The sequence below is a fragment of the Candidatus Uabimicrobium amorphum genome, assembly GCF_009002475.1.
Taxonomy (GTDB): domain Bacteria; phylum Planctomycetota; class Uabimicrobiia; order Uabimicrobiales; family Uabimicrobiaceae; genus Uabimicrobium; species Uabimicrobium amorphum.
This window is the reverse complement of the sequence record NZ_AP019860.1, coordinates 7191688-7206949: the sequence shown is the minus strand read 5'-3', so window position 1 is coordinate 7206949 and position 15262 is coordinate 7191688. Positions and strand designations below refer to the sequence as shown.

General features: G+C 39.6%; 14 protein-coding genes. 4 read left to right on the top strand and 10 right to left on the bottom strand.

Annotated features, from left to right (window positions below; translation table 11 throughout):
• Positions 1-39: 39 nt before the first annotated feature.
• From UABAM_RS25265 to UABAM_RS25250, 4 genes are all read right to left on the bottom strand, one after another.
• Positions 40-1263, bottom strand: a complete 1224-nt coding sequence (locus UABAM_RS25265) for a HEAT repeat domain-containing protein (RefSeq protein ID WP_151970780.1) — start codon at positions 1261-1263, stop codon at positions 40-42.
• Positions 1264-2349 carry a type IV pilus twitching motility protein PilT gene (locus tag UABAM_RS25260; RefSeq protein ID WP_151970779.1) on the bottom strand — a complete coding sequence of 362 codons (1086 nt, stop codon included), beginning with the start codon at positions 2347-2349 and terminating at the stop codon, positions 1264-1266.
• Positions 2350-2365: 16 nt separating this feature from the next.
• Positions 2366-3466 carry a peptidoglycan DD-metalloendopeptidase family protein gene (locus tag UABAM_RS25255; RefSeq protein WP_151970778.1) on the bottom strand — a complete coding sequence of 367 codons (1101 nt, stop codon included), beginning with the start codon at positions 3464-3466 and terminating at the stop codon, positions 2366-2368.
• A gap of 122 nt (positions 3467-3588) precedes the next feature.
• The gene (locus tag UABAM_RS25250; protein ID WP_151970777.1) at positions 3589-4047 is read right to left on the bottom strand and encodes a hypothetical protein; all 459 of its coding nucleotides are present in this window, start codon (positions 4045-4047) and stop codon (positions 3589-3591) included.
• A 701-nt stretch (positions 4048-4748) separates the two neighbouring features.
• Between UABAM_RS25250 and UABAM_RS25245 the strand changes: the two genes are divergently transcribed.
• The 4 genes from UABAM_RS25245 (at position 4749) to UABAM_RS25230 (ending at position 9713) form a co-directional block, all read left to right on the top strand.
• On the top strand, positions 4749-7118 hold the full coding sequence (locus UABAM_RS25245; protein ID WP_151970776.1) for a tetratricopeptide repeat protein: 2370 nt from the start codon (positions 4749-4751) through the stop codon (positions 7116-7118).
• Positions 7105-8364 (top strand): hypothetical protein, encoded by a 1260-nt coding sequence (locus tag UABAM_RS25240; RefSeq protein ID WP_151970775.1) that lies wholly within the window; start codon positions 7105-7107, stop codon positions 8362-8364. Before UABAM_RS25245 ends, UABAM_RS25240 begins: the two co-directional genes overlap by 14 nt.
• 76 nt (positions 8365-8440) lie before the next feature.
• Positions 8441-8845 (top strand): hypothetical protein, encoded by a 405-nt coding sequence (locus tag UABAM_RS25235; RefSeq protein ID WP_151970774.1) that lies wholly within the window; start codon positions 8441-8443, stop codon positions 8843-8845.
• A 184-nt stretch (positions 8846-9029) separates the two neighbouring features.
• Positions 9030-9713: a hypothetical protein gene (locus tag UABAM_RS25230; RefSeq protein ID WP_151970773.1), complete on the top strand. Its 684-nt coding sequence runs from the start codon at positions 9030-9032 to the stop codon at positions 9711-9713.
• A 222-nt stretch (positions 9714-9935) separates the two neighbouring features.
• Here the strand turns inward: UABAM_RS25230 and UABAM_RS25225 are convergent, their stop codons facing one another.
• From UABAM_RS25225 to UABAM_RS25200, 6 genes are read right to left on the bottom strand one after another with little or no spacing between them, the layout of a single operon-like run.
• On the bottom strand, positions 9936-11291 hold the full coding sequence (locus tag UABAM_RS25225) for an FHA domain-containing protein (RefSeq protein WP_151970772.1): 1356 nt from the start codon (positions 11289-11291) through the stop codon (positions 9936-9938).
• 47 nt (positions 11292-11338) lie between these two features.
• Positions 11339-12769: a DUF92 domain-containing protein gene (locus UABAM_RS25220; protein ID WP_151970771.1), complete on the bottom strand. Its 1431-nt coding sequence runs from the start codon at positions 12767-12769 to the stop codon at positions 11339-11341.
• The gene (locus UABAM_RS25215) at positions 12769-13401 is read right to left on the bottom strand and encodes a YkgJ family cysteine cluster protein (RefSeq protein WP_173013569.1); all 633 of its coding nucleotides are present in this window, start codon (positions 13399-13401) and stop codon (positions 12769-12771) included. The genes UABAM_RS25220 and UABAM_RS25215 overlap by 1 nt, the downstream gene beginning before the upstream one ends.
• Position 13402: 1 nt before the next feature.
• Positions 13403-14083 carry an HD domain-containing protein gene (locus tag UABAM_RS25210; RefSeq protein WP_151970769.1) on the bottom strand — a complete coding sequence of 227 codons (681 nt, stop codon included), beginning with the start codon at positions 14081-14083 and terminating at the stop codon, positions 13403-13405.
• A gap of 26 nt (positions 14084-14109) precedes the next feature.
• Positions 14110-14442 (bottom strand): XdhC family protein, encoded by a 333-nt coding sequence (locus tag UABAM_RS25205; RefSeq protein ID WP_173013568.1) that lies wholly within the window; start codon positions 14440-14442, stop codon positions 14110-14112.
• Positions 14442-15257: an XdhC family protein gene (locus UABAM_RS25200; RefSeq protein ID WP_151970767.1), complete on the bottom strand. Its 816-nt coding sequence runs from the start codon at positions 15255-15257 to the stop codon at positions 14442-14444. Before UABAM_RS25200 ends, UABAM_RS25205 begins: the two co-directional genes overlap by 1 nt.
• Between the last annotated feature and the right edge of the window lie 5 nt (positions 15258-15262).

Below are 15262 nucleotides of genomic sequence, written 5' to 3'. Positions count from 1 at the left end.
TCGCGAAATAAGGGAGGGAAATAGGGCCTCTAGGGATATTTATTTTTTCTGCTTCCCTAAATTTCGAATTTGAGGTTCTTCGTCTTGCAATAGAATTTGTTTCATCTCCTCAGAGATGTTTGGATTCATGGCCACTGCCTGACGTACACGCCAGTGTTTGTCCTTGACGAGTTTTTGTAAAATTTTTTGCGAACATTGTGTATTTTGTGCCACAGACCTGCGCACCAACCACTCGCGATCATTAGATAGAAGCTCGTGGGTCCGTGGTAAACTATTGGTATTTCGCGCAACACTGCTGCGTATCTTGACCGCGTTATCTTTGGCAAGTACGGCTAATATTTTTCCGGAAACACTGCTGTTACCTGCCAGATAAAAGCGCACGTCTTCATTGGCGTCTTTCATGAGTTCGCGCATCCATTTTTCGGGTAGGTCGTTGCGTTTGGCGGCATACATACGCGCGGTTTTGCGCACGCGTAGATGATCGTCGTACAATAGTTTTTCCAAACTATACCACGAAATATTTTTATTGCGCGCCGCATACTCGCGAATTCCCACGTCGTCACAAAGAACCAGCATTTGTAACCGATCGTCGGGCAATGACTTGACGTCTTCTGGCCATATTCCCTGGGAATGACTACCATCTGGCCAATGAAAGATGCCATCGCCGCGGACTTTACCGCGTTGCCATTCACCTTCGTAAATGACTTTGGCCTTGAGCCACGACATTTTGCCCTTGCCGTGTCTGGTGTTACCGCTCCACTTACCGTCGTAAATATCACCGCTTGCAAACGTTTGTATTCCGTTGCCGCTTTTGTATCCCTTTTGCCATTCACCATTGTAGGTGTAACCTTTGGCGGTGATTTTGCCTTTGCCGTGGCGTAGATTATTGTAAAATTTTCCTTTGTAAACCGTGCCACTTTTCCAAGTATATTTGCCGGAGCCATGGAATTTGTTATGGGCAAATTCGCCGTGATACGCATCACCATTTTTGAGTTGCAAAGAACCTTCACCATACATGGAATTTCGTTGGAAATTTCCTGTATAGGTGCTTCCGTCGCGAAATATTTGCACTCCAAAACCGTGTTTTGTTCCCAGCTCAAATTCACCTTCGTATATGGTACCTTTTTTTGTAACTAGTTTGCCCGTGCCATGGGCAAGCCCGTTTTTCACATCTCCTGTATATGTACTACCGTTTTCGTAGTGGAGAGTGGTGTCGGAGCATGCCACCAGCAACAGGCAAGTTACCATGAATATGAATTTCAATTAAACAATACCTCGATCGGAAATGAAAATTCCTTTGAAGTTCATTTTCAGTTGTTCTGGGTTATGTGACATCTTAAGAGCGGTCTTTTTGGTGATTTTTCCTTCCTCAGCGATACGGAATAAACTTTGGTTAAAGTCACACATTCCGTCGTCGGGATAGTTGCGGATCACGTCACCCATTTTTTTCTCTTTACCTTCTTGCAGAAGTTTTTGGATGGTAGGGTTCATGACCAAAATTTCATGTATTGGTACACGGCCTTTTCCATCGACTGTTGGCGCTAACTTTTGGCAGATAATCGAAATCAAGTTGAACATAAGTCCTTGGCGCAAAGCATCGCGTTCGTCGTTGGGGAAAATATCGAATATACGTCCAAAAGTCTGTGGTACGGTAGAACTGTGCAGTGTTCCAAATACAAGGTGCCCTGTTTCTGCTGCGGTGAGTGCTGTACCAAAAGTTTCGGCATCACGCATCTCACCAATTAAAATAACGTCGGGGTCTTGACGAACCACAGCACGAAGTGCCACGGAAAAGGATTCGACATCAAGGCCAATTTCGCGTTGATTGATCAGAGCTTTTTTATCATCGTACATATATTCAATTGGATCTTCGATGGTGACAATATGGCAGCGACGATGAGTATTAATATGTTCGATCATTGCCGCAAGAGTGGTCGATTTACCACTACCGGTGATTCCACATACGAGAGCCAAACCTTGTTTGTGCATCGCGATTTTGGAAAGTACCTTAGGAAGATTCAGCTCCTGGAAAGAAGGAATCGTAGGATTTACACGACGTGCAACAAGTCCTGCTTTACCTCGCTGGCGAAAAATATTAAGACGAAAGCGTCCAATTCTAGGAATGGCATACGCTGTATCGAGATCTCCGGTCTCTTTAAATTTTTCTAAATCCGGAGGAGAAAGTATCGGATAAATTAGTTTTTCGATATCCTGTGCACTCAGAGGAGGCGTGTCAAGAGCACGCATCGTTCCCGTAACGCGCAAAACCGGTGGATTATCTGCTTTGAGATGGAGATCCGAAGCACCATGCTTTGAGCATACTTCAAATAACTTATCTATTTCAGGCACTGAAAACTCCTTTTATTTAGTTTTTGATTTCAACGTCAATAGATTTACTTGTGGTATTGCCATTAAAATCTGTGGCGTGAACTGTTACAGTATATTTTCCGTTTGGTAATTTTGTGGTGTTCCAGAAACCATTGCCACTCACTTTACCGGCATTTTGGTTGGTAACCACGATATAGAAATTACGGCTGTAGTAGTTTCCTGAAGTATACAAATATTGTCCAGATGCATAGAATGACTTTTTGTATACTGTGTGAACATCTTTGTTGATGTCTCCACCACCAGGCAAACGATCGAATTGCCACAATTTTGTCTTCGGTAATTTATACTTCTTGTCCGCAGAAACCACCTCGTATTCGGTTTTGTAAATGGTTAACTGATATGGCTCGTTGTCCATTTTGTCTTCCGCTTTGACGATAATATCGATATTTCCGGATAAAGAGCGTGGCGAAATTGCCGAAGTGCCTTCGTCTTTGACAAAATAGATATTCTCAATAACCGGTGCTGTTGAATCTTCAAGAGGTAATAAAAACAGCAATGGGTTCATGTAATTTCCATCGCCATCAAGAACGTTGACATGGATATGATGAAAATTTTTGCCATATGCCTTTACCGGCCAATAAACAACTTCACCAATAAAAGTTCCGCTAGGAATGGCCGCTTTTGTTTTATAAGCATCGAAAATACTTTGTGGAATACTGTCGCGGTCCACATGATGATATTGCCACAAAAATCCTTGTTCGTCAATAATGGCGACTTCCCAATACAAATCATTTCCCAGTTTGTAATTCTCAATATTGACAACTTTACCACCTGTTGAGCTATAGATGGCGGTATTTGCCGGCATGCGAATATCAATACCATGATGAAAATAAGGTTCACCAGAATAGTATTGAAAACTATGAGAAATATGCCCTACAGGGCAAGCCTTGCCAAATGGTTTGAATGGCCAATTGTGTTGTGCTCTTTGTTGCCTGGACTCAAATTTTCCATAAACACCTTCGAGAGAAATCTTACGATTTTTTAAATGTTCACAATCTTCGCATGTAGGCACATCTTTGTCTTTGCCATCACAAAAGACTAGCGTAAGTAATAAGGAAAATAATATAAATTTTTTCATAACTTTTATTCCTGTACACAAAAGAAAAATGTTTAAGGTTACACAACGCAACCCATAAAATCGAATCAACGCAAGTTTGTGTAACCCTAAAGAAAATAAACTCTTTGCGGTAAAAAACTCTATTAATGAGGCTTAAAATAAAGTACCATACCCGCTCCCGCAGCGGCCATGACAAATCCCACATACATGAGAGGGTTGATATCTCCCTGTGGCGGCTCCGTAACCATAGTCACGATTACATTGACAATAGGAGCTCCCGCAAAAACAAGTGGCATAACATAACGCGGTGTTCCACCATTCATAAAGGATAAAATGACAAAGAATGCGCCAAGAGCACCCAACACCCCTGCCAAAGTTCCCCAGGTAACACCTTGTTTGTTAAACGAGAATTCCATACCTTTTACTTGCATAACAATAAGTGGTAGAACAACAGCAACTAAAAAGTATGCCATTCCCACACAAATGAAAACTTGTAACGCTGATGCAGGTGGCTTACCTAAAGCTTTCTGTCCGGTGTGAATTGTGGGGCCATAACTTCCCCAACACAGGAATGCAGCAACGACAAAAATGAGCCATTTCACAATAGTTTCCTCCAGATTGTTGTAGTCGTCATCGCAACCGTAAAGGTGTCGCAGATAAATTTTTGTTGTGAAATTAAGTACTTAACTTCGGTAACATAACGATTGAGTTTGCGGTTACGAGCAAAGATGTTTAAGTAATGGATAGTATATTTTATGTCTGGCACAACAGCGAAGTTGCAAAAGACACAAAACACACTATGTGCTTAATCTGCTTATATTAAAGCATATAGGTGCTGTTTTACCAAGTTCAAAAATATACGCTTTGCTGATTTTGAATGGAAAAATTTTTTCTGTGTATGAAAGCACTCTTGTTGTAAGGCAACACAAAATTGTTTGCTGGTATGAATAAAAGAAATTTTTCTTAGTTGTTATTGTACGAAGTTGTAAATTCGCTGCCGAAAAATCAGAGCCTTTTAAATTTGCAGAATAGGTAACAACTACTTAGTTTGTTGTAAATACTATTGTTTAAGACGACCAGAAGCGACACTGTTTGGTGATGTAGACGTTTTTGCAAAAAACTTTAAAGTATGACGAAAAAATGACATTATCGTGACAATTCTGTGACATATCTTTTTCTATAATGTGTGGCCTCGTAAAAAACGATTCATCAAATTTACAATTTCAAGCAACACTTTGATTTACGTCAATGTTGCAAAATCTAAAACTAATCCCAAATTCAACACTTGAACAAGGCAATTTTCATGACAAAGCCCTACTACATTATTATATATATGATTTTATCTTGCGCCTTATTGTTCGCTGATGACTCATCGTTGGAAATTGACTATGAGAAGGGAATCTTTGCGGAAGAGGTGCATGGCGATTTGCAAAGTGCCATTGAAATTTACGAAAAGATTATTGATGCGCCGGAAATTGGTGATGACTTGAAGTCTCGTTGTTTATTACGTCTTGCTCTTTGTCACGAAAAAATGGGGGCGGACGAGAAAGCACGTGAGTTCTACGGGGAAATTCTAGATAAATTTTCTCACATGCGTCGGGTGTTTCAAATTACTGAACGGCAACTTAGTATTCAAACGCGGCGGCGTTTGGAAAAACTAAAGCAGGAATTGGCTGCGGCGAAAGAAAAAAGCAAAAGTGAAACAGTCGATGACCCTTTGGAAGAAAAGAAACTCATCTCGACCACTCTTTACAATATCGCCGAAGACTATTTTAAAGACAACCAATTACAGTATGCAAAAGAAACACTGAAGAAATCATTGTCCTTTCATTTGGAAAACGAACAGGCGATTGCTCTTTTACAAGAAGTCGAGAAAAAATTGATCACGGTTCAGGATAAACTTTTTTCTCGTGAAGATTCTGAGTACAAGTGGTTAAAGGGTCTTGAGGAACAAATTACCGAAGACAACGAGGAAAACTTCAAGGATATCCTGTATGACTTCTCTGAAATACTGGGGAAAGACCGCACGGTCAACGATTACACGTTGAAAAATAACTTTTTGTTACTAGTGAAAAATGAGCTACCGTTTGTCAACCAGGCTTCTTTGGCAAATGCCATTAATTTTATCAATGGAAATTTGCTGGTACGCCACAACGAAGCTTTTCATTTGCAGATTGAAAAAATTCTACAGTCGCTCACCAAGAAAAAACATTTGTATTATGCAAGTGTGGTGGTGGCAAGTGGCAATGGTGCTATTTTGCAAAAAGAGATTCGTAATTTAAATTTGAACTTTTTCTCTGCGGAAAAAGGGTGCTTTTACGCGCGACTTGACACCAATAACATCAAAGAACTCATTTCGCAGTGTTACGACCAGGGAATTTATCTCAATTTTTTTCCAGAAGTCGTTTTTTTACAACGCAATGAAATCGCCTTGAAAAAGACTTTTGAAGTCCCTTTGGTCAAAGAATATATCAATAAGAAGATTGATTTCAACGTTTACCAAGAAGGTTTGCGCTTTTTGTTCAAGATGGATTATGAAAAAGAGCAAATCGATGCCCATATATCGACACGGACGATTAAACGGCCATTTGAAACAATTCCGATGACCTCAGGACCGCTACAAGTTCCTTTTTTTATGGACCAAAATGCACACTTTGATTTTAAAATAGATGGCCAAAAGTCTTTTATATTATTAGGGCTTTTAAACCCTATTTCTTCGCATTACCTCGCTTCACGAGTTTTGCGTTTGCAAAGTCATCGTTTAATCGCGTTTTTTTCGTTCCGTAAGATAGCGGTGGATGAATTCTTGTTAAAGCCAGACATAGAAATAGATCTTTTTGCGAAAGAAGACGATAAACATTTCCCGCAATACTACGACATTGCTGTGTGGCAAAAAGTACCCAATCTTCATGTTTCGACGATCTTGCGTTTTCAAAATCATGAAAGTCGCAATAGTTTGATACTGCGCTTGTGTAATGAGTACGTCAAAGAGAAAACGTCCAAAACGGTATTTCGTATTGTTCGCGATCGTCTGCTAGTGTATGGTACGGAAGAGGTTCATGAAAAAGTACAGTTTTTACTCAACGGTTTACGCAAAAATATAGATAAATTGCAGCGCTTCCACTCATACGTTTATCTTGTGGAAGACATTGACAAAATTACAGCAGATGGTTGGGAAAGTTTGCCATCGAAAAATACACTCAATGTGTTCGTGTCACAAAACACCAAGTCGCAAATACTGAGAAATCTGAACACTCATGGACAAATACTTACGCAGTTTTCCCCTGTGGTATGTAGTAATACGCAAATTATTGAAACCGCGGATTACCATTTGAAGACCTTTTGGGAGGGAATTCATCTTGAAGAGGGCAAACCTCCTGCGGCAAAGGTAAGAAGTGTTCCCGAGGGAACAGCGATTAAGTTGGCAAATATTTTTATCGATGACACACAGCACTTTATTGAAATACAAAGTAGTATTTTCAAAAGAAATATAAAGCAGAGTACATATGATATAAATGACTACTCTTTCTCTATTGAAACACCTAAAACTGATATACATCGTGGATTTTTTAGTTTTGAGCACAAACCGAATCAAAAATATCTCATCACAAATTTTAAAGATAAAAAATACGTTTTTTTAATAATCCCTAGTAAAATAAATGAAAAAAAATAATATGAGTTTTATTAAAAATACCCCACAAAAATCAGATACATATCGACAATTGCAAGAATATCAATTGTACGTCGACTATTTAGTGACGACTTTGCGAACACTGGATAAAGCGGTTGATTATATTGTCAGTAAACTAGGAATTACTCTCGAACTAGATCGGTACGCACAACAGTATTTACAACAAGACCTAAGCCATCTGTCGTCCTTAGGTTTTGAAACGATCTCTATTGAAGAGTTTTTGTATCTTGCATTGTCGCCACAGCAAGTAAAGTGGAATATCAACGAGGGCGTTTTACGTATTCGCGCAGCACAACACAAATGCAACAAACTATATTTGAAGACATACGATATTTCCGACCTCGTTTTCAGTAGTTCCGTACTCGATAAGTACGACGCGGTGGACAAACCATATAAAATTTTTGGCGAAAATTTTGAACAAGAAGAGATAAAAGACAACTACTATACCCCTGGCGAAATCGTGGCAATTGTAAAAGAAAAAGTTTTGCAAAAATATGAGTACAACAGCACGATGATCACCACAATGAAGGATAAGTTGTTTATTCGCCATTACTCACATGTTCATAATCACATTGAGTCGTTTTTAGAAAACTTACGCATTTCTTTGCGCCATCGTCTGCATATTGGATATGGGTTTATTGCCTTTCGCAGCAATTTTTTTAAAGAAAGTAATCTTGACTTCACCCCTATTCACACTATTCAAGAAAAATCAAACAATTTATGTTTGTACGCCACAGTGAATAACAGTGAGTTGTCATGCTTTCTACAGAGTGTAACTGAGTCGAAAAGTAGTCAGGTGATTCACAAAGAAGATTTGGAGTTGCATCAACTAGAATCAAGAAACATCACAAACGTGACGAAAACAGATTTTCTCGCCGGTACGAATAATGATGGAGATATTGTCGGACGCATGTTTGAAGGAGTTTCGTTAAAAATCCAACCCGAAATTCGCGAGCAAAAATGCAAGATCGATTATAATCTTACGGTAAAAGTGGCTTCGATTGCGAAACCAATTCCGACGTTTCCTATTGCCAATGGTGAAATTGCTGTGCCAAATCAAAAATTACAGACCATTGAGACAAAAATTAGCGTGCCATATAATCACACTGTATTTCTTGCTGGCTTCCATAATCCATACGATTTACAAAATGACAAATCCTTTTCTGCACACCGCAAAAAAGAGAATTTGATGATTTACATAAATGCAAATGTGGAAAGTTTTTATTAAAAAAAACTTGAAATTGATTTCGCGGCATCGTAAACTTTTGTCAATGAAGCTATTTTATGTAATTTGGAGTTTACGAATGTTGCGATTTAAAGTATATAGTATTATCATTATGTTGTTGGTTGTGGGAGCACAACAAATAACACCGTGCTGTATAGAGCTAAAAAATCTATCGCAAAACTGCGGTACGACAAGCTCATGCTGTCATGAGACCAATACTGATGCTGATAATTCACATCACCACGACACAGACCCCAATGCCAACTGCTGTGAAACAGAAAACGACTCACAACAGTGCTGCACATGTTCCGACACCAACACCGACAACATGTACTATACTAGCTTCGAAAACGAAGAATCTCCGTCGTATAACATTACCGACAAAATCGCCTTTCTAACCATTAGAAAAAGCGCTCAAACCAAAGAAAAATCACTACTTCCACCGAAAGATTTGCTAAAGCAATCCTGTATTCTTCTCTGCTAAAATCCAAATGAATTTATATTTGCGTTACTCATTATTTGGCTTATGGGTAATTTTCTATTAAAAACAAATTTATAAATATCATTCGGAGAATCAAAAATGAAAAATATCATTACATTAACTTTAATCGTTGCCGTTGTTGTATTTTCCCCTTTGGCTTTTGCCGATAATTGTTGTGAAGGTCAATGTGCCGAAAACGTTTGCTCTTGTGAACAACAGTGTTGTAAAGATGAGTGTAACCTTGAATCAAAATCTTGCTGTGATGGCAAATGTGACAGCGATGGCAGTTGTACTTGCAAAGAAGAATGCAAAGACGCATGCAAGTGTGCAAAAGAGTGCTGCAAAGAAGCGAAAGAATGCTGCGGCGGAAAATGTGACAGTGATGGCAGTTGTACTTGCAAAGATGAATGCAAGGACGCATGCAAGTGTGCAAAAGAATGCTGCAAAGAAGCGAAAGAATGCTGCGGCGGAAAATGTGACAGTGACGGCAGTTGTACTTGCAAAGATGAATGCAAGGACGCATGCAAGTGTGCAAAAGAATGCTGCAAAGAAGCGAAAGAATGTTGCGGCGGAAAATGTGACAGTGACGGCAGTTGTACTTGCAAAGATGAATGCAAGGACGCATGCAAGTGTGCAAAAGAATGCTGCAAAGAAGCAAAAGAATGTTGCGGTGGAAAATGCGACAGTGATGGTAGTTGTACTTGCAAAGAAGAATGCAAGAATGCATGTGATTGTGCAAAAACTTGCTGTGGTGGAAAATGTGACAGCGATGGCAGTTGTACTTGCAGTGAAGAATGCAAAGATGCATGCAAGTGTGCAAACGAAACAGCTTGTTGCGAAAACAAATGCTGTGATAAAGCGTAGTTTGTAGAGTACAATTTATCATAATAAAATAAGCCTGCTATTTTACTAGCAGGCTTATTTTCGTTTATGCTGATGAAATAATTATCTGGTATGCGATGCCCTCCCGCCGGCTATCGCCGATTGTGGGGGCACCAACTACTAACATATTTCTATACGTATTGCACCGAACCTGTGGTACCAACTACTAGCATATTTCTATACGTATTGCACCAAATCCCGCTCCCCAAATTTATTCCGTATAAGGCACATACTCCTCCAAATGAGGGTATTTCACAAATAGTCCTAGTAGACGGCTCTTCACTTTTTCCGAGAGTTCGAAAAGATCTTCATCACTCTTGCTCGGCAATTTTACTTTGATATTTTCGATATCCAAATCGATCTTTTTGAGATCGTCTTGTAATTCATCGTATCCTGCAAAGTGGTCCGGACAACAGAAGGCATTACCAATCACTTCCAGAGTTTCTTTTATGTAGCTTTCATCGAAATGATATGCCGACAATCTCATTAATGCATGAACAGAGTCTTGGCACACATTGGTACTGGTCAATAAATGTGAAGCTATTTGTGTCAATAAGTCAAACTCTCCGCGCATGTGGCGTTTTGTTGTTTTTTGTAATCTGGTATCCCCGTCTTCAATGTAATTTTTTTCAATTTCGGATATTTCTCCCACGACCGCTCCGGCAACCTGGACCGTGTCTTCTTTCATGATTTCATCGTCCATGGTGTCGAAGAAGCTCAGAACATCCGTTACCGGATTTTCTCCTGCTTTTACCGCTTCTTCTTGGCTGGTTTTGAGCAAATTGAAGAAGTTATCTGATAGACTTCCCGTCATGATCAGTTCAGCGATGGTTTCTTTTTCGGTCATTCCACAACTACTGAAAATATCCCACAACACCTCTTTGGTGATAATGACTTCATCAATGAGGTATTCATGCAAAGTTCTTTCAATTTGACTTCCCAGTTTTTTCAAATATTTGACTTCTTCGTCAGAGCGTCGAATGCTCAAAGTCATTGCCGCGGTTTTTCGTTGTTGCTTGACCGTTGGATTTTTGAGGAACTCTAATGCATTTTCTATATCTTGTGAGCTCTTGCCGTGTATTTTTTGCCCCGATGTAACTATTTTTTCGAGGCTTTTGATCATTTGTTGCATTTTGCCAATTGTATTACGCATTTCTCGAAATGAAGAAAATTCACGAGGTGTCGTACTATTGAGTATCAAATACACATTTTTTATTTGATCCATATATGGATCTTGTTTTAGCGTTTCAGCGAGTTTTTTTACATCGAGTTTTTTGATAATCTCGGTGGAGAAAACCAGTTGTTTGTGACCAATGACAATCACATCTTTATTTTCTAAAACCTTGCGTTTTGATATTTTAACGCCATTGACTTGAACTCCATTACTCGAATTGAGATCTTCAATGATGATCTCAGATCCCTCAGGAAAGACACACGCATGATTGCGGGAAATTCCTTTGTCTAAAACAACAATGTCATTTCCTGTGCGCCGTCCAATAGTAAGTTTTCTATCTATTTCAAAGACTTTGCTAAAACCTCTTGTAATTTTCAATCTTAAAACAGCCATAATTTTACCCTATGTAACCAATCTTCCCTGCATTTGTCATATTCCATTTACCTCAAGAGTAATATAACAAATATTGACCCCAAAATAATCCCTAAAATATTGACAACCTCATTGTTTACCCAACGAAAACCTCTGATGAGTTGTTCCTGTTCTTTTTCTGTTTCTTCTCCCTTGTCGTTGCAATACACCGCTTGTAAAAATGCTCCGCAAAGAGAATCAACAACACTACCTAATAAACCGCCGCAGCTAATGATGAACATTGCTTGTAGATTGTTATTGTCATATATGTATACCGCAGGTACGGCAACGAACAATGCACCCAAAAATGAATACGCGAACCCCATAGCGCTGACAGCTCCCGATGTACCTTTGGGCACGCGAGATAGTTTTCGAAGGCATAGCGGCTTTCCTTTGTTGAGAACCCCTAGCTCTGTTGCCCAAGTATCGGCATTTGCCGCAGCAAAACTAGCGATTACCGCATAGAAAAACATATTTTCGCCATAAAGAAAATATAGGAAAGCAAAAATGACGCCTACCCCACCATTTGCAAAGACTTGGTACGCATCGCGGTGGCTTGTTTTGGCAAATTTTTCGTCAAATACACGCTTATCTTTTTTACAGATATGACTTAAGAGCGAAGAGGAAACGAAAAATAGCAGCAATGCGCAAAGACCTGCTTCCCGTGTGCAAAATGCAATTATACTACCAACAATCAATGCCGCAATTGCTCCACTTGTTGTCAATGATTTTTTCTGATGAGCTAACGCAACGATCGCCACAGCAAAGAGTGATAGTATTGCCACATGGACAAATTGTGGATAGAGAACCAAAACGTAGGTAATTAGTGGCACACTTAAATTATCGAATCCTTTAGGAGTAAAAGCTTCTAATAGGGTTGCCACAATCGCCAACTGTATGGATAGGTATATTGCATGATCATGATTCATTATCCTGAGTACAATATACGCGGCGCTACAACTCGCGATGAACATTGTGGTGCATCCGACAATACTCTTGGTGCTACCCATGATGGAAAATGTAATGCGCCCCCAATTTTTTCCGGTAATTGCCGCGAGACCATCTCCATACCCCAAAATTAAAATCGCAATAAGGGCGGCGTTTTGTCGATAAGAATTTTCCCAGCTCATTAACACTAAAATAAAAAGTGACAAGGCATAATAGACGGTACCTAAATCTTGTTTGCCACCTTGGCGCTCAATACTTTTTACTAGCTGCCAACGGTATGATGCGTAATTGAGAAATGTAAACAATATGGTGGGAAGTAGTGCATAGTAAAGACTCTCAACTAAAAAACTCGTTACAATCCACCAGTGGCATACCCCTATGTGAATAAATTTACGCGCATTTTCGTGCTGCCAGCGGCATTTCAAGTACAAAAATTCGCCAAATACCACAATAATAACATTAAAAAGTACGGTTATGGCGCTATAGGTGAGTTGAGTAAAATCTATGGGCATTATAAAAAATCACCTGTGCGAATTTTGCGACGTAATAACTCGGAAAAGTTGCCCGAAGTTTTGGTTGTGTTAAACTCTCCCGACATGATACTATCATAGTTATCGACAGCAATTTGTACGCTACGCGAAAAAGGATGGTAGTCTGTCGCCATGTCGAAATCAATTTCTTGTATTTGTTGTGCTATGTCTTGATAAATAGGGACATCAAGCCCTCTGCGCGTTAGCGCACGCGCTACTTTGACTTTTTCGGGCATCTCTTGTTCTATTTTTGAGCAGGTGGAAAATGTCACTTTGTTGTACCTGTCGCGATTTGCTGAAAATCCAAAAAGACGACAAATGAGCGGACGAATGGGATATACTGTACAGTGTTTTTCGTCGTCGTAAAACGGACAAGCATACCATTTCTCTTTGTTGCGCTTGACATTTTTTTTATATAGCTCGTGTTTTTGTGGATTGTCGCGCAAGTATTTTGCCAGAGGAACCGCTTCTAATACCGAAATATATGGTTCAAAACGTTTGCAACACGCACCGCAGTTGGCAATGCAGGATACACAGGTCTTTTTCTGCAATTGATCGACCTGCTGTTCTATTGTTTCGTATATCGCAGTGAGTTTGCCTATTTTTTCATCCATTTTACCACTCATCTATTTCTTGTTCGGTATTTTCAATAAATAACAAAGCTTCATCTAAACTACATACCTCCACGCCAGGTTCACGACCTTGTTGGTTCAATTCATTTAGTTCTTGTAGATCGCTAAAGTACTCACTTTGTTTTAACATCACTTTTGCTTTGTGACCTAATTTCCCTTTGGCAAGTAATTGCGCTTGTGTGTGATGACAAATGAGAAAAAAAACTCTTTCTGACACTAAATTTTCTAACGCATGTGCTCCCACTTCGGCATGGTGTTGTGGATCTATGGCTTTGCCAACATCATGTAACAGGGCCGCTTGCAAAAATTCTACGTCGTAACTATACCACTGTTTTGCGAGTTCAAATACTTGTAGCGAGTGATACAACATATCCCCTTCAGGATGAAAAATACTATGCTTTATTTCTTCTAAGGGTTGTAGTAGCATTTTGAAATCACAGTATTTGTTTGTCGTTTGCTGCGGGTTTTCATACAAATAGCTCAGTCGTTGCAATTGATGACGAACTTCTTTGTTTGACGGTACATTTTCTTTGTGGAAAAAACTTATTCCTAAATTTTGTGCCGCTCTTTTTTTCGCAATATAATAGTCATGTTCTTTATTAGAATGTAACATTTTTGCGGCTTCAAGAGCAATGGCTTTGCGATTATTGTTTGTTTTATACATATTTTAAATTGGGCGCGCCAAGTTTGTTAGAGTTCGTTTTTGCCTGCAATATATTCAATTAGTACGGTGAGAGTTCCTCCGCAAATATCACCATCTTCTACACCAACTTTGTCGTTTAAGTGACAAGTTTTTGTGCAACTTTGATGCGTTTGTAGAAGAACATCTAACGCCTCCTCGCGAATTTGCGATTCAACACATCCGCCGCCGATGGTTCCCACTGTTTTTCCATTGGGGAAAATAACCATTTTTGCTCCTGTTTTCCGTGGAGTAGAGCCACTGGCGGAAACTATGGTAATTATAACACAATCTAGGTGAGCGTTGCGGTATTTTTGTACATTTTTATACAAATCTTCAGCCATTATTCGTCCCAGTGTAGAGTTTTTTTGGATACCTGGCTTTTTTTCAAGCCGCGAAATTCTTCTTTTAAATTTTGTGCCCATAGCGGTCCGCGATTTCGGACACTCACAATTTCCGCCATAATACTTAGCGCAATGTCTTGTGGACTGTCTCCTCCCAGCGGCAAACCAATGGGAGCGTGAATCTTATCCAGAATCGATTTTGAGTAACCTTGACGTTCCATAAGTTTAAAAACCCCCTGCAGACGTCGCAGGCTACCTACCATACCAATATAAGCGTATGGTTTGTTGACGAGTATTTTTAAACAAGCGCTATCAAAAGTGTGCCCACGAGTGATGAGCACGAAATATGTATGTGGTGAACTCGAAAAGTCATTGAGAACTTCGGCAAACTCTCCCACAATGACCTTCGCTTGTGGGAAACGCTGACTATTGGCGTAGTCGGGACGATCATCAACAACATAGATATCGAAATTCATAATCTTCGCTAAATCGCAAAGTGGTTGTGCAATGTGCCCAGCACCTAAAATTACCAATCGTTGTGGTTGCGGAAATACTTCGACAAAAGCCTTGAGAATAAGTTCTTTTTTTCGATAAACGCTCAATTGGCACGAATGATTTTCCTCTAGTATGTCACGTGCGGCCTGAGCTAGTGAACCGCTGATGTTGTCGTCGTCTATCACCGAAAAAATGTCTTCGTGAGTGATGACAGTACACATACCTAAGGAAAGCTGCGGTAAATTGTTTTCATATATGTGAATACAAGCAAAAGGAATTTTTTGTTGTGTAAGCTCGATTATTTTGTCAATCAGATGCATTGTAA